Below are 14,356 nucleotides of genomic sequence, written 5' to 3' on the forward strand. Positions count from 1 at the left end.
CCTAAGGCCTATAGTCCACAGACTTGTAATAGTCCGAAGATATGATTTTTTTAATCATGCCTCTTAAAGACTGAGTTTGTCTTAGTTCTGTCGCTAAAGTTTCAATGAAGGCGCGATCTTTCACGTCTTTTTCATTCAGTGCGCGGTTTAAAGCCGCGTTGTCCGGATCGTGCTTGTCATACAAAGATACATTGATGCCTGTGAAGAAAGCGAAGTAGCGTTTTGCAGCACATTGGTAGTAATCACCAGTGTCGGCCATCGCAGCACCAAGTTCCGCCACGTTGTTCACAGACTTATTGACGAGTTCACCGGTTGCAAAAGAGCGGAAGAAAAGTTTGCCTGTCGGAGCCATACGATGGAAGTTCGCGACGGGCTCTGACGGCCAGCCCGAGCTAGCACCAGCATCTGCATTAAAGGTCGTCATTACCATCGCGGCTTTTGCATGGGTACGGCTGCCTTCTGAAAACTCAGTAAAGTCCGTTCCTGCGGTAATTACATTTCGGACCGTGTAGGCCATCGGATCTAAGTTTGCATGGCAACGAAGGCAGCTGTTGGAATTTCTAAATGGGGCTGACGATGTCCCAACGAAAAACTGAGTGATGTCACTTTCGCGAAGTGCAGGAAGGTTTGCGCATAAGAAGCTTGTCATATTGGTCTGTGACCAACGACGTGGAACCTTGGTCGTTCCGTTCGCCATTAAGCCGCGACCGTGACCGTAGTTCAGCATAATATAAATTGGAGTTCCTAAAACACCGCCGCCCATTGTTTTGTAAAGATCAAAGGTAAAGTTCAAAGCGGGGATGCTATTGCCAGTGACGTAACCACCCAGTGGGAAAAGATTTACGTTAGGAATTGTTACGGACTCGGTTGTGCGACGAACTCCGACGAGCTCGCCGACTTCAATTTTAGGCAGGTTCATGAAGAAGGCCGTTGAAACATCGCTGTTGGTATTAAAGCCGCCCGTTAAAGGACTAAAATGGAAAAGGTTTAAATCTAAAGGGCCGTTATTGCCGAAAATGCGGCGACCTGGGAAATTTACATTCCAACCGATGCGGGCTTTCACCGCTGCATCTTCCTCGCGAAGTGCATGTACACCTGTAGGCAGAGTCAGCACTTCGGAGTAGCGACCATCTTGCGCAAAAAGAGCACGAGTGACAGCAAGGCCTGGCTCTGTTGAGTCATAAATATCTTGAGTACCGCGGCTGGTTTCAAGACCGTACTCTTGGATACCTTCTACGATGTTGCCGGGAAACCAAGAGCGGTGAAAGTTATTGAAGTTTTGCAATACTGCGCGTGCTTCCATATCACCAGTGCTAGTTAGATAGCCGTTAGCACCAAGGTAAGCTTTATCTAGAATTTGTTCGCAGGCAGCTGTTGCTGTGATCTTGCCGGTTTCAACTTGGGTACGAAGAGTATGTGCAATGGGTAGGGGTCTGCCAGTCAAGTGGGCATAACATCGAGCCAAGAAAGCGATTTCGCTAACTGGCGCAGCAAAAACTGGAATTTGTACTGCTGCAATAAGAATAAAAATAGCAAACGCACCAAGACGTTTCACTCGATTCCCCCGTTCGATTATTTTAGGGCTTTATTGCGTTGTTTTCCACGTATTTATGCTGCTTACCAGAGTGAAAAGGGAGCGCTCGCGGTGTAGCTGGCACTTTGTCCAGACTATGGAGTTTCTAAGGAAGAAGACCGTCTCAATTTGGGATTTTAGCTGAGAAGGTAACGTCGCGTAACATTAACAATTGTCTCAATCCGTGACTCGGGATTTGATATTAGTCCGGAGGCTACTTATGAAAAAATCGTTGTTATTTTTGAGTGCAGTTTCGTTCTGTCTAATCGCGGGTGCGGCACAGGCCGATGACAAAGTGATCGTGGTATCAAGCTCGGCTGAAAAAAATGTTGAGCCTAATATGGTTTCTTTAAATGTCGAGATATGGAGTAAAGCTTCTACAGCGAAGCAAGCACAAAGCTTGAACGCTAGCGAATTCCAAAAAGTAAAAAAATCTTTGGATAGTTTTAAAGTTAAAAAAGAAGATGTTCAGACTGAAAACTACTCTTTGAATCCTGAATATATTTATGACCAAAAAACTCAGCAAAATAAAATGGTGGGTTTTCGTGCATTGCAAACTTTGAAAGTGATTTTGAAGAAAACTGAAGACCTTGGCAGCTTCTTGGATGCGATGGTGACTTCAGCTACGAAAAATGAATCGGGTGTTAACGTGAACTCGATCCAGTGGGACACGGACAAACGTCAACAATTTGAAATTTCTGCTCTTGGTGATGCTGTGAAAAATGGTCGCGCAAAAGCAGATGAACTTGCGAAAGCAGCGAATGTAAAAATTAAGGGAGTATCGATGTTAAGCCATGGTGTTTCTCATAGTGCTCCACCGATGCCGATGAGAGGTATGATGAAAACCATGGCTTACGAGATGAAACCCATGGATTCGACCGAAGTAATGGCAGGACAAATCAAAATCCGCGTAGATGTCACTGCCGAATACGAAATCACTAACTAGTTTAGCAAGAGCCCCTTAGGGGGCTCTATTTCAAAGCGCTTAAAGCGGCTTCATAGTTCGGTTCATTCACGATATCGGCAACTTGTTCTGTGTAAAGAACTTTGTTTTTCTCATCAAGAACAATAACGGCACGAGAACACAAGCCTGCCAAAGGACCGCTGGTCATCTGAAGACCAAAATCAAAAGCAAATTTGCTTCTAAATGTCGAAAGTGCTTCGGTGTTTTCAATGCCTTCAGCTCCGCAGAAACGTTTTTGTGCAAACGGCAAGTCTGCAGAAATATTCAAAACAGCAACATTCGTCAAAGTCGCCGCGTTTTTGTTGAATTGGCGTACAGACATTGCACAAGTACCGGTATCAACGCTTGGGAAAATGTTAAGGACCTTTTTCTTACCAGTGTAAGATTCAAGAGTTACTTCGCTGAGATCCGTGCGAACGAGTTTAAACTCAGGACTTGTGGAACCAACAGTTGGAAGGTTGCCAGAAGTTTCAAGAGGGTTGCCTTTAAGAGTAATTTTAGCCATGGAATTTCCTTTGAAAATTTGTAGCCTATTGTTTCAGGGGAAAACCGATAAGTCAAAAGCCCGCAGGGGGCCGCGGGCTTTTTGTTTAACGATCTAGCGCTTGTTATTATTTATTTCGGTTATAACTTTATCGACCTCGCCGGTGGAGTAGGGTCCCATTTCAAGGGAATCTCCTTGAATGGGTTCGCGGAGCTTGAAGTCCGTCGAGACTCCGCCAATTTCACTGTGAACTTCGTTTCCTTGCGAGAGCTTATTTAATTTCTTAAACTTTGCTTTGCCGCTTTTGCTGAGTTTGACGCTTACAAGCGTTTCTCCGTTTCGAGAGATTTTCTCTGCAGCGACGAAGTCTTCTTTATTCAGTGAAATAGTAGATGCACTTGCATCGACAATAAGTGGAAGGGCCGATATCAAAATAGCCATAGAAAATTGACGTAGATTCATAAATCCTCATTCTGAAGTAATTAAAAAAAAATGTTCGCAAAAAAAATTAAGCGAACAGAAGAGGAGGACTCAGGCCGGTAGGGGCATAGAAATCTTTCGCGCTCATTGCATGGAAAGATTTAAAAGGCTTGGAATAATTAGCTTCTAAGGCAGCAAATTGAATTTCTTCGGCGGCCGTACAAGGCCAGGATGACTTCTTGCCGAATTCGAAGTTGTGGCAGCTTTGTTTGCAAAGAGATTGCGCCGTAATTTCAAATCGTTGACCTGTGCGATGGCCATATGGCTCTGCCTTTGCGCTTGCGCAATTCAGGAAGGAGAAGCAAAAGAATGAGAAAAAGGCGGCAAAAAACTTCATATCAGGGTGTTTAGACTCCTGATTGAACTATGAGTGCGATCTAAATCTTGTCAAGGTAGGCATAAAAAAAAGCGAGCTTAAAATAAGCTCGCTTTTGAAAAGCATTGAAATCGGTCAGGAACTAGTTCGGTTTTGGGAGTGGAACCTCGCCGTCATCCGTTCCGTCATCTGGCTTATCGCCTGGGTCGCCATTGTTCGTTGGATCATTCCAGCAGTACCCGTAAACACGAGGGTACATCGGAGCCTGAGGTCCATACATATTGCTGATCTCTACATAGAAGAACATCATGTCTTGGCCAGTGCGACCGTAGATATTCATGTGTCTCCATGGCGGACCATCAAGAACTTGACGGAAATTCACGCCGTCTTCTTCAATGCGTGAGCTGTTAAAGAAAGACACGATGTTTTGGTCGATGCTGTAATCATAAAACACATCGATGCGATAATCGTTGTCGCCTGGGAACAAAGGACCTTGTCCAGGAGCTGTCATGTACTGAAGCGTGCGTACTTGAGTAGCGCGAGTCAGTTGAGGACTGCCGATATCTGAAAATGCACAACCTTTCCAGTGGCCATACTCAAAATCTTGAATAGTAGCTGGAGTGCTTGCGTTGTTAAAAGCATCACGAAGTGTATCAAACGCGGTATTTGCATAGGCTTGTGTGCCCAACAGCAAAATTGAAATCAATAGTGCCTTCATGTAGATCCCCCCAAAGTAGAAGCGTCTAAAGCGGTGTTAATATTATGCAATAAAATTGCTTTTCTTGCTCTCCTCAAAGCCTTACAGGACTTGAAGAAATCGTCACTTGTTATTCGTTATGGTGCCGCGAATAATTTTCGGTATGAAAGCATTTTTCTTCATTTTATTTTTAAGTGTTCTTGGAGCGTCCGCACAGGCGCAAAACGGCGATGTGCCTGCTTCTCGTGGGATTTTAGTCCCTGTTCGAGAGCCCATGTGGACTTATGATGTCGGCGCAGTCGCTGGCAGCGACCAATTGGGCAACTACACTGAGGTGCAAGTGGGGGCAAATTGGTACCAAAATCAGTGGCTTTCATGGCGAAACGCGCTGTTCACGCGGTTTGGCAGCGACTATGACTCAATTTTTGGCTTGGACACATCGATTCGCGGCGAACTGAATTTTAATCAAAGAAATTCGGGATTCGGACTTCAGCTGTATGCAGGGCCTGGCGCACGTTTCGCGACCAGAGATTCCAGCGCAGGATTTTTGGAAGTAGGAGCTCTCTTCAGAGTAGCCAAGATTTACATCGGAGCGGGCGTAAAACAAATGTACTACATGCAAACCCGCGAAGACCGTTTCGGGTTCCCTCTACCAAAAGAAGAAACCCAAACCTCATTCATCCTCGCAGGCGGCGGCCGTTTCTAAGGCCGCTCCCGAGCCGCCGATTGCGGATTACGCTCACCACTAGCACCACCAGTCGTCGTGCACGCAGTAAAAACAAGAGCGCAAAGTACAAACATAGAAATCTTCCAAAGGACCGATTCAGTAATCGTCATAACTCCTCCTACTTGTACGACCTCCTTCGTGCGAGTTGCGGTTAAGACTCATAGTCTAGTTTTGGCTTCAAACCCGGGAATTTCCAGTCTGGGTGGGGCTTTGCGCTTTTCCTTCAGTCGGCACGGCCCTCCAGGCCTCGCAGCTTCGAGGCACCTGAGTACAAGCACCTCGAGGGCCATCCGGGCCGCGCTGAGGCCAACTAAAGAAAAAGCGCAAAGCCCCACCCAGCCCAGAAATTCGTCTTCGCATCCAGCACCCTCAAGTCAAAACGGAATGCACAAAAAAAAGCGTGCAGCGGAGATCGTTATTCAATCCTAAGTAGGGCGCGAACACGGAATATAGTTTTAATTCGCACGGAATCTACGTCGGAGTGGTGGGCGCGGGATTTGAGTGAATTTTCGAGGGGATTCTGCGGCAGGGACTTGCGCAGCCGACATTGACGGCGCCAAGGATGGCGCCCGCCCTGTACTCAGGGCGGTCAAGTCACAGCCAAGGATGGTGGTCGGCGGAGTAAGTCACTGCCGCAGAATCCACTCGAAAATCCTCGCTCGAAGCACGGAACTTTACTGGGTTGGCGCGCTAGGCACCGGGGCCGCGAGAGGAAACAGATAAGTAGTAGTCATAGTTTTTGAGGAGTGAATAACGTAGATCTCGATCACAGAGCCGTCCATGACGAGTTGGCGTTCTTTCATGTAGGTTTCTGCCTTCGGATATACCTTTAATGGGCCGATTCCTGGGGAGCCTTCGAAAATTGCTACTACGTATTTTCGTGCTGGGATTTCTCTCGATTGAATTCCCTCTGGAAGATTTGCTGGGATTGCGTCTACGATGCAGCCGCCGCGGCTTCTGAGGCGGGCTTCTTCGACTTTGTTTGCGTCATCGATGTATTCGCCGAAAGATTCGGTGCATGGGATGTTGTTTTCTTTGGCCCATTTTTCGACTTCTTCGATGGTAGCTACGATCTTGTGATACGAACCCGTGTGATCTTTGTAGATCATTTTCATTGCTGGGCGGTTGCCTTCAGAAATGTCGACGGATTTGAAAGCGCCGAGGTGGGTCGCAAGATAAATTACCAAGGTGACGATAGCTAAAACTGAGGCGAGTAAAAAACTTCTAAGTAACTTCATATTAGATCCACTTGATCGAGCAGCCCATTGAAGGGGTTTGTTGTTGAGGTGCCGCTTTTCCTTCTGCCAAAAGTTTTACGGCATCAAAAAGTTCGCGGCGGTTAACGCGGCTTTCATCTTTCCAAGAGTCATCAAGACGGCCACGGTAAGCAAGCTTGTGGTTTTTGTCATAGACAAAAAAGTCAGGCGTGCAGAGTGCGCCGAATGTTTTTGCGACCTCTTGAGTTTTGTCGTGCAAGTAAGGAAAGCTATAATGCTTTTCTTGCCAACGTTTTTTTAGATTTTCAAAACGATCTTCTTTATTGGCTTCTTCGTCATTCGAGCAAATCGCTACGACAGAGACATCCATTTTTTTAAGATCACTTCCAAGCGTGATCAAGCGGTCTTCGATCGCTTTGACGTACGGGCAGTGATTGCAAATGAACATCACAACCAGTGGTTTTCCCTTTGCGAAGTCTTTCAATGAATAAGTTTTGCCTTCGACAGAGGGGAGTGTGAAATCCGGGCAGTCCAAACCGATTTCAGGAAACGGAGTGATTGTTAAAGCCATGTTAGAGCTCCCACCAATTGATTTTTTCATTCCCCACAAGCAACGTGCCGTTGGCTTCAAGTCCTGTGTATTTGCTCTTTAGGAGCGGATGCGCGTTCAGAGCCATCAATAGTGAATGTTGATCCGAAGGACTTAAACTGTCTTCGCAATGAGAAATCGCATCCGTCATCTCAAACATCAAACGATCCAAACACGCGGTCCAATCCTGACCTAAGAGTGGAACTCCTGCTGGCAAAGCTTCAAGGATAGAACCCGCAATTGCCAAATCCGCAGGAGAAGAGAGCACATTTACTCCAAGGCCCACGATGATGCGAACCTCGTCGCCTTGAAGAATGGATTCCATCAAGATGCCGGCCACTTTTTTCTTGCCGATGTAGATGTCATTCGGAGCTTTGATATTCCAAGGCAAGAATGGCCATGTCGTAGAGAGTGCGCGATAAACTGCAAGACCTACCAAGCACGAAGTTGTCGGTTGTGGTTTCGCGCCAAGCAGATAGCTCCAAGAACTAAGAAGTGCGCTGCCTGGATTCGCAGTCACCCATGTGTTTTTACCACGACCGCGGCCTGCGGTTTGGTGATCTGCCAAAAACAGACACAAAGGTTCTTCTAAAAGTTTTTCGTCAAAGGCCAAGGACTTGGCCAGATCATTGGTGCTTTCTACAGAGGCCGAGTAGTGAGTGTACAGATGATTGTTCTCGGCCCATTTCTTAGTGACTTGCCCAAGGCGAATATCGCTCAAAGGATTGTCCTGCATTAGTCCTCCCAGTCAAAAATCAGACTGACATCAGCGCAAGGTGCAGAGTGAGTAAGGGCGCCGACAGAAATAAAATCGATACCGATGTCCGCTACGGAACGTACGCGCTCGAGATTCATATTGCCGCTGGCTTCAGTTTCGATCGTTGTCGGAACGAGCTCGCGTGCTTTTTTCAAAGTGTCGTTGTCCATATTGTCGAGCAAGATGCGAGCGACTTTTTTGTTAACGGCTTGTTTTACCTCGTCCAGAGTACGAGCCTCAACTTCAATCGCTAAAGGACTGTGCTCGCGCACACGATCAACAGCAGCGTCGATGCCACCCATAACAGAGATGTGATTGTCTTTGATCAAAATCGCTGTTGAAAGATTCATACGGTGATTGACGCCACCACCATGAACAACGGCTTTCTTTTCAAGCTCGCGAAAACCAGGAGTGGTTTTACGAGTGTCCAATACTTTTGTTTTAGTTCCAGCAACAGCCGTCACGAAACGGCGAGTGAAAGTGGCAATCCCTGACAAGTGACCCAAGAAGTTCAAAGCCACACGCTCAGCTTTGAGAATTTGCATAAGGTCGCCTTCAACAGTACAGATGATTTGATTCTTCAAAATCGCTTCACCTTCTTCGAAGTGCCATTTTACTTTGCAGTTAGGCTCTAGGCTCAGCATTGTTTGTTCAAAAGCCATAGCTCCAGACATAACGATGTCTTCCTTGGCTTTTAAGCGGGCACGGCCTTGACGGGGTTTTAAAGCCAAAGCTTCGGTAGTCACATCGCCCGCAGGCATGTCTTCTTTGATCGCGGCACGGATCAATTCTAAGAGAGTCATAAGAACCTCAACTGAAGCTATTTCATAAGGGCAAATCCTGCGTTGTTCGTCGTCGCAGTACAAGATGTACAGCTTCCTCCTCACGCCTTGGCTTTGACCTTATGAAATAGCTTCTTCTAGTTTGATTTTTCGACGTCACGAAGGATTTTGTTGATCTCTTCGCGGACAATTCTTTCAGCCATCTCTGGTATCACTTTCCAGCAGATGCTTTCAATGACTTCTCGAGCTTCTTCACGAATGACTCGCTCAATCATTTCTGTATCATTGCCAGAGGCCTGGCTAGGTTTGATTTGAGAGCTGATTTTAGGAGAAGCCTTGGTCTGAACCTTCTCAACGGCTTCTGTTTGTAGACGCCTCAGGTCTTCTTTGTAAGAAGCCGGAAGTGGATTTGAACGGGTCGACGTCAAGTCTTCGCCAAAGTGAATTTCTTCGAATTCACCTTCAACTTCAACATGGGCATTCGCCAGTTCTTCCTGAGGAATGACAAACTTTTTCGCGAAGTCGTCTTCGGTAGGAATCGCGTCTGCTGGTGGCATTTGGATTTTGAACTTCTTCAAATCCTGTTGTTGCCAGCCATCATCTTCATGTTGGTCTTTTTGTTGAGAAGATTTCAAAGGAACGGCAGCGAATTCTTCGTCGTCCGCCACAATCATAGCTTCGTCAGGAATTGCTTCTGGGTCATCGACCATTGGCAAATCATGAGTTGTGCGAGTGATGCCTGAAACAGTTCCTTCTTCAGGAATGTCAAAGATGTTTTCTTCTTCAGCAGTAGGATCAAATTTGTCAAAATTAACAGGCGCCGATTCAGGAATACGACCCGCAGGTTTTGCCGCTGGCGGCGGTGTCGCCATAGAGGCCTTGGGTGCCGCGGCCGCAGGGCCTTTAGACTCTGAAAACTCGGGCATTTTTGGAAATTGTAAATAAGGGCTGATCGGATTGTTCTGAGTTTTTGGAACCAAATCCTGAACCATCTGACGAAGAGCTTCCGCATCGAAGGGTTTTTCCAAACGGGCATCAGGGCCTGCCTGGTTCATCTTCGCATCGTCAATTTCCATGAAGCCACTCCACATCAAAATGACGGGAATGTTCTGAGTTTCTGCATCCGCTTTAAGCTCTGCGCAGACTTCGTAACCATTTCGTTTGGCTAAAAGGACATCGGCAAAAATAACGTCAGGTTTGAAAGTTTTGGTGACTGGCAAAACATCAAGCCCCACCGGAACGGATTTTACCTCCACTCCAAAATCTTGGAGGGCCAATTGCATAACTCGTTTAATGGTGGAACTTTCATCAGCTAGTAAGACGCGTAAAGCCATAAAGAAAGTAAAGTAGGAATTTCAGCTTGAGTCAACAATAATAGTTTTATGAATCGTATCGATCGTTATGTCTCGGGCTTATTCTGGCTTTCTTTTATTGGCGGTAGCCTCGTTTTCGTCACCATCTTTTTGGCGGTCGACGCCATGTCCACTATGGTGAGTTATAAGGGACTTGATCTTGGGGTTCTGCTGCGTTTTTACGTTTATTACCTGCCAGAAATTTTTAATAAGCTTTTACCAGTGGCTTGTTTGTTGGCGACGATTTTGACCATCTCAACCATGAATAAGGCCAATGAGTTAGTGGCGTTGTTTGCGGCAGGAATGAGTCTTTTCCGAATCACCTTACCCTTGCTCTTTTGGGTACTTGTGATTTCAGTCACGGGCTTTATTGCGATGGACCGCATGGGACCCGCGATGGCTCGGCAAAAGAACTACATTTTCTACAATGAAATTAAAAAGAACCCTTCGCTTTATTCGACGGTCAAGACCAATAAGATTTGGTACCGCTCGAAGAATGCGATTTTCAATATCAAAACTTTGAGTGCAGCGGGGGACACGGCTCAGAGTTTGACGTTGTACTTCTTTAGCCCCGAGTGGGATCTTTTGCAGATGATCACGGCCGACAAAGTAGAACTTCGAGGCTCTACTTGGAACCTGCTTGATGGTTCCGTCACCCTGTTTACCGGAAACTCAAGCTTTCCTCTGACCAGTCAGTTTAAGACCAAAAAAATCGCGATGGGCGAGGACGCCAAAGACCTGCAAAGTACCGGGCAAACCTCGGATACTCTGAGCCAAACCGAGTTGCATCGTTTTATCGAGCGCAATAAGGAAGCGGGTTTGGATACCATTCGTTACGAGGTCGATTACCACTCTAAATATAGCTTTGCATTAGCGGGTTTGGTCATGTGTCTTTTGGGTATCCCGTTCAGCGTGGGGAAAGCCCGTTCTGGGGGCACCATGATGAATGTGGGGATTGTGATCCTATTGGTGTTTGGCTATTGGATCCTACTCAGTTCGTCTTTAACCCTGGGGACCCATGGTCATTTTAACCCTATTATTGCAGCTTGGGCGCCTAACCTATTGATGGGTGGTTTGGCCTATTTCTTTATGTTGCGCCTCAAAAGATAATGAGATATTACCGCTATTTACAGGCTGTTTTGCAGTGCAAAATGGTGTATTATATCTCTGTGTTGATGACTGAGTTCTTATGACTCAATGAGGTCACTATGATTCTCGAAATTTTAAAATTCCCAGATCCTCGTTTGCGTGAAGTTTCTAAACCTGTTGATAAGGTGACAGAAAAACACGCGAAGCTTGCCAAGGACATGATTGAAACAATGTACGCTGCAAACGGTATCGGTCTTGCGGCTCCTCAGGTGGGCGAAATCATCCGTATGCTTGTGATCGACACTCGTCCTCGTGATAAAGAAGGCCGTCGTTACAAGTACGATGAAATGACAGAGTTAGAAAAAGCCGTGACGCAACCTTTGGTTTTGATCAATCCAGTGATTGTTAAAGGTGAAGGCAAAACGACTTTTGACGAAGGTTGCCTGAGCGTTCCTGGTTACTATGAAACTGTTGAGCGCTACGAATACGTTGAAATCAAAGCTTTGAATGAAAAAGGTGAAGAGATCCTTGTGAAGTCTGATGGTTTGCTTGCGATCTGCATGCAGCACGAGATGGATCACTTGGAAGGAACTTTGTTCATCGATCACTTGAGCTTCATCAAGAGCAATAAAATCAAAAATCAAATCAAGAAATACGGCTATCCTGTGAAAAAAGAAGAAGAGGAAGTCGAAGAAGAAGAAACAGAAAGCGTTAAGGCGTGAGTAAGGTCCGTGTCTGTTTTCTTGGTACTCCCGAGTTTGCAGTGACTTCACTGAAAGCTCTGATCGCCGACGATCACTTTGAAATCGTTGGCGTCGTGACTCAGCCGGATCGTCCGGCGGGTCGCAAGATGCAACTCACTCCAAGTCCTGTGAAAATGCTGGCGATGAATCATGGCCTGCATGTCATCACTCCTGAATCCCTCAAAAAAAATCCACAACGTGTTGAAGAGATCCGCTCTTGGGGAGCCGAGGTCGCTGTCGTTGTGGCCTTCGGTCAGATTTTAACTCAAGAATTCCTAGATATGTTCCCGTATGGCGCGGTCAACGTGCATGGCAGTATATTGCCACGCTGGCGTGGGGCGGCTCCTATTCAGCGCGGAATTGAAGCTGGCGATAAAGAATCTGGCGTCGCTCTTCAGAAAATGGTGAAGAAGCTTGATGCAGGTGACATCATCGGGATTCGCCGCGTGCCTTTAGATGATGAGATCACTGCGATGGAATTGCACGACAAGTTAGCAGTTTTGGGTGCGGATCTTTTGCGTGTTGAATTGATGGATTATATCCGTGGCAACTTGGCGCCACATCCTCAGGATGAAGCGCAAGTCACTTATGCTCATAAAATCGAAAAGGCCGAAGGCGAAATCAAATGGATGCTGCCTGCGGTAGAGATTCATAACAAAGTCCGCGCTTTGACAATGGGCCCTGGCACTTTCACCACCCTGGGTGGCAAGAAAGTGAAGGTTCATCGCACACAAGTCAGCGAAAAAGCGGGAGCTCACCCCGATGCTGGTGTTGTTGTCGATGTGAACGAGGAATTTGTCGCAGTTCAGTGCGGCGGCGGTGTTTTGAATTTGCTGGAACTTCAGCCCGAATCGCGCAATCGTATGAAGGTGAGTGATTTCTTAAAAGGTCACCCCCTCAAAGTAGGAGATCGATTCGGTGTCTAAGCTGATTGCGCCAAGTATTTTGTCTGCGGATTTTGCCAACCTTGAACGAGAACTCAAAGACATTGCCACTGCCGGAGCAGACTGGGTTCACGTTGATGTGATGGACGGTCATTTCGTGCCGAATCTGACGATTGGTATTCCTGTTGTTGAATCCTTAAAAAAAGTAAGTCCCTTGCCACTCGATGTTCACTTGATGATTGAAAAGCCCGAGCGCTTTATTGAGGGTTTTATCAAAGCGGGTAGTGACTATCTAACGATTCACGTAGAGTCGACCGACAAACCTCTCGAAGTTCTTCGAAAAATCCGAGCACTTGGAGCAAAACCGGGAATCACTCTTCGTCCGGGCACTCCGTTAGATTCCATCTTGCCATTCTTGAATGAAGTCGATTTGGTTCTAGTCATGACGGTCGAGCCTGGTTTTGGCGGGCAGAGCTTCATGATGGATCAAGTTGAAAAAATGAAGTTCTTGAAAGAAGAACGCACTCGTCGCGGCTTGAAATATCTGATCGAAGTCGATGGCGGCGTCAATGAAAAGACCGTGGGCTTCTGCAAAGACGCTGACGTTCTTGTGGCTGGCAGTTATGTCTTCCGCCACGACTACAAAAAAGCCATTCAAACTTTGAAGTCTTAATAAGTTCGTTTTGGAGTATTTAGACCGAGAAGGTCGCGATAAAATCCTTAAAGAATTAAAATAAGTATTTTAGGATAATCTTATGAAGACCTTTTCGAATATTTGTTTTGCTGTCATTTTACTAGGTGTCCTTCTTTCAACTTTGGGTGAAAAGTTTTGGATGCTGGATCTGTTTAGCCATTTCTATTTGCAATACTGGTTTGGGCTGGTTGTTCTTTTAGTTTTTTATATTTACCAAAAAAACAAATTCCGTATTTATCTAACAGGCTTGTTGATTGCCATTGTGACTTTGGAGCTTGGCGCGACCGTGTTGAACCGTGCGCCAATGGTAAAACTTCCGAAAGAAAGTGCGCGCGTACGAGTTTTTTCCTTCAATGCCGCTGGCAACTCTAAAATCTTAGACAATTGGTTGCCGACTCGTGCGGGAACTTTTGATGTGGTCGTACTTTTAGAAGCGCACACGCACTTTCAAGAGCTGATGGATAAGCTTAAAGCGGATTATCCATATCAAGTTAGTCATTTAGAAAACAGCCCGTTTGGGATCGCCGTTTTAAGCCGCTGGGAGATCACGAATACCCGCGAATTCCAAGCTGAAGGAAACTTCTATCCTCAATATGAATTGCAAATCAAAATGCCATCAGGTGATGAGTTCCTGCTCTTCGCGATGCACGCCCCACCACCGTTTGCGCCGCAATTAGCGGAAGCACACGAAGTGATTCTTGGAGAGCTTGCAGAGAAAAATCAGCAAAAGAAATTTCCAGCTGTAGTTGTCGGGGATCTAAACACCACGGCAAGATCGCATCGTTTTACGAAACTTGTGAAGCAAACCAATCTGAGGGATACCGCGGGAATTTCGCCTTGGGCCCACACGTGGCCCTCGGCTTTGTTGAATATTTGGACATTCTTAGGAATCCGAATCGACCAGTGCTTAGTCTCTAACAGCTTTAGCCTGGTCGAACGAGAACGCCTTGAGGATCTGGGTTCGGATCACTTGCCTGTGAAGTGTGTTGTCCAGATCGAAAAATAAAT

Annotated in this window: 18 protein-coding genes; 7 read left to right on the plus strand and 11 right to left on the minus strand. The window is 46.3% G+C overall.

Annotation, left to right across the window (positions count from 1 at the left end; translation table 11 throughout):
* Position 1: 1 nt before the first annotated feature.
* Complete coding sequence (locus ACLWBB_RS05270; protein WP_413290528.1) at positions 2–1,555, minus strand: hypothetical protein; 1,554 nt, start codon at positions 1,553–1,555, stop codon at positions 2–4.
* Positions 1,556–1,793: 238 nt separating this feature from the next.
* Between ACLWBB_RS05270 and ACLWBB_RS05275 the strand changes: the two genes are divergently transcribed.
* Positions 1,794–2,519, plus strand: a complete 726-nt coding sequence (locus ACLWBB_RS05275; RefSeq protein WP_413290529.1) for an SIMPL domain-containing protein — start codon at positions 1,794–1,796, stop codon at positions 2,517–2,519.
* Positions 2,520–2,544: 25 nt separating this feature from the next.
* On the opposite strand, the gene tpx is transcribed toward ACLWBB_RS05275, so the two are convergent.
* From tpx to ACLWBB_RS05295, 4 genes are all read right to left on the minus strand, one after another.
* Positions 2,545–3,042, minus strand: coding sequence for a thiol peroxidase (tpx, locus tag ACLWBB_RS05280; RefSeq protein ID WP_413290530.1), 498 nt, complete (start codon positions 3,040–3,042; stop codon positions 2,545–2,547).
* A gap of 93 nt (positions 3,043–3,135) precedes the next feature.
* Positions 3,136–3,483: a hypothetical protein gene (locus tag ACLWBB_RS05285; RefSeq protein WP_413290531.1), complete on the minus strand. Its 348-nt coding sequence runs from the start codon at positions 3,481–3,483 to the stop codon at positions 3,136–3,138.
* A gap of 46 nt (positions 3,484–3,529) precedes the next feature.
* Entirely contained in the window at positions 3,530–3,838 is a 309-nt protein-coding gene (locus tag ACLWBB_RS05290; RefSeq protein ID WP_413290532.1) for a hypothetical protein, read from the minus strand.
* Between the two features lie 121 nt (positions 3,839–3,959).
* Entirely contained in the window at positions 3,960–4,535 is a 576-nt protein-coding gene (locus ACLWBB_RS05295; RefSeq protein ID WP_413290533.1) for a hypothetical protein, read from the minus strand.
* A gap of 142 nt (positions 4,536–4,677) precedes the next feature.
* Between ACLWBB_RS05295 and ACLWBB_RS05300 the strand changes: the two genes are divergently transcribed.
* A complete protein-coding gene (locus tag ACLWBB_RS05300) occupies positions 4,678–5,220 on the plus strand; it encodes a hypothetical protein (protein WP_413290534.1) in 543 nt (180 codons plus the stop codon).
* On the opposite strand, the gene ACLWBB_RS05305 is transcribed toward ACLWBB_RS05300, so the two are convergent.
* The 6 genes from ACLWBB_RS05305 to ACLWBB_RS05330 all read right to left on the minus strand — a co-directional run bounded on the left by ACLWBB_RS05305 (position 5,217) and on the right by ACLWBB_RS05330 (position 9,920).
* Positions 5,217–5,351: a hypothetical protein gene (locus ACLWBB_RS05305; protein ID WP_413290535.1), complete on the minus strand. Its 135-nt coding sequence runs from the start codon at positions 5,349–5,351 to the stop codon at positions 5,217–5,219. The genes ACLWBB_RS05300 and ACLWBB_RS05305 overlap by 4 nt on opposite strands.
* A 564-nt stretch (positions 5,352–5,915) precedes the next feature.
* Positions 5,916–6,479: a GyrI-like domain-containing protein gene (locus ACLWBB_RS05310; RefSeq protein ID WP_413290536.1), complete on the minus strand. Its 564-nt coding sequence runs from the start codon at positions 6,477–6,479 to the stop codon at positions 5,916–5,918.
* Between the two features lies 1 nt (position 6,480).
* The gene (locus ACLWBB_RS05315) at positions 6,481–7,029 is read right to left on the minus strand and encodes a thioredoxin family protein (RefSeq protein WP_413290537.1); all 549 of its coding nucleotides are present in this window, start codon (positions 7,027–7,029) and stop codon (positions 6,481–6,483) included.
* 1 nt (position 7,030) lies between these two features.
* Positions 7,031–7,783 carry a biotin--[acetyl-CoA-carboxylase] ligase gene (locus tag ACLWBB_RS05320; protein WP_413290538.1) on the minus strand — a complete coding sequence of 251 codons (753 nt, stop codon included), beginning with the start codon at positions 7,781–7,783 and terminating at the stop codon, positions 7,031–7,033.
* The gene (nadC, locus tag ACLWBB_RS05325; protein ID WP_413290539.1) at positions 7,783–8,607 is read right to left on the minus strand and encodes a carboxylating nicotinate-nucleotide diphosphorylase; all 825 of its coding nucleotides are present in this window, start codon (positions 8,605–8,607) and stop codon (positions 7,783–7,785) included. Before nadC ends, ACLWBB_RS05320 begins: the two co-directional genes overlap by 1 nt.
* A 116-nt stretch (positions 8,608–8,723) precedes the next feature.
* A complete protein-coding gene (locus tag ACLWBB_RS05330) occupies positions 8,724–9,920 on the minus strand; it encodes a response regulator (protein WP_413290540.1) in 1,197 nt (398 codons plus the stop codon).
* 48 nt (positions 9,921–9,968) lie between these two features.
* On the opposite strand from ACLWBB_RS05330, the gene lptG reads away from it, so the two are divergent.
* The 5 genes from lptG to ACLWBB_RS05355 all read left to right on the plus strand — a co-directional run bounded on the left by lptG (position 9,969) and on the right by ACLWBB_RS05355 (position 14,354).
* On the plus strand, positions 9,969–11,048 hold the full coding sequence (gene lptG / locus ACLWBB_RS05335; RefSeq protein ID WP_413290541.1) for an LPS export ABC transporter permease LptG: 1,080 nt from the start codon (positions 9,969–9,971) through the stop codon (positions 11,046–11,048).
* Positions 11,049–11,146: 98 nt separating this feature from the next.
* Entirely contained in the window at positions 11,147–11,749 is a 603-nt protein-coding gene (def, locus tag ACLWBB_RS05340; RefSeq protein WP_413290542.1) for a peptide deformylase, read from the plus strand.
* Complete coding sequence (gene fmt / locus ACLWBB_RS05345; RefSeq protein WP_413290543.1) at positions 11,746–12,696, plus strand: methionyl-tRNA formyltransferase; 951 nt, start codon at positions 11,746–11,748, stop codon at positions 12,694–12,696. Before def ends, fmt begins: the two co-directional genes overlap by 4 nt.
* A 1-nt stretch (position 12,697) precedes the next feature.
* Positions 12,698–13,327 (plus strand): ribulose-phosphate 3-epimerase, encoded by a 630-nt coding sequence (gene rpe / locus ACLWBB_RS05350; protein ID WP_413291588.1) that lies wholly within the window; start codon positions 12,698–12,700, stop codon positions 13,325–13,327.
* An 82-nt stretch (positions 13,328–13,409) separates the two neighbouring features.
* The gene (locus ACLWBB_RS05355) at positions 13,410–14,354 is read left to right on the plus strand and encodes an endonuclease/exonuclease/phosphatase family protein (protein WP_413290544.1); all 945 of its coding nucleotides are present in this window, start codon (positions 13,410–13,412) and stop codon (positions 14,352–14,354) included.
* The last annotated feature ends 2 nt before the right edge of the window (positions 14,355–14,356 follow it).

The organism is Bdellovibrio sp. HCB337 (assembly GCF_047302465.1).
Taxonomy (GTDB): domain Bacteria; phylum Bdellovibrionota; class Bdellovibrionia; order Bdellovibrionales; family Bdellovibrionaceae; genus JACMRP01.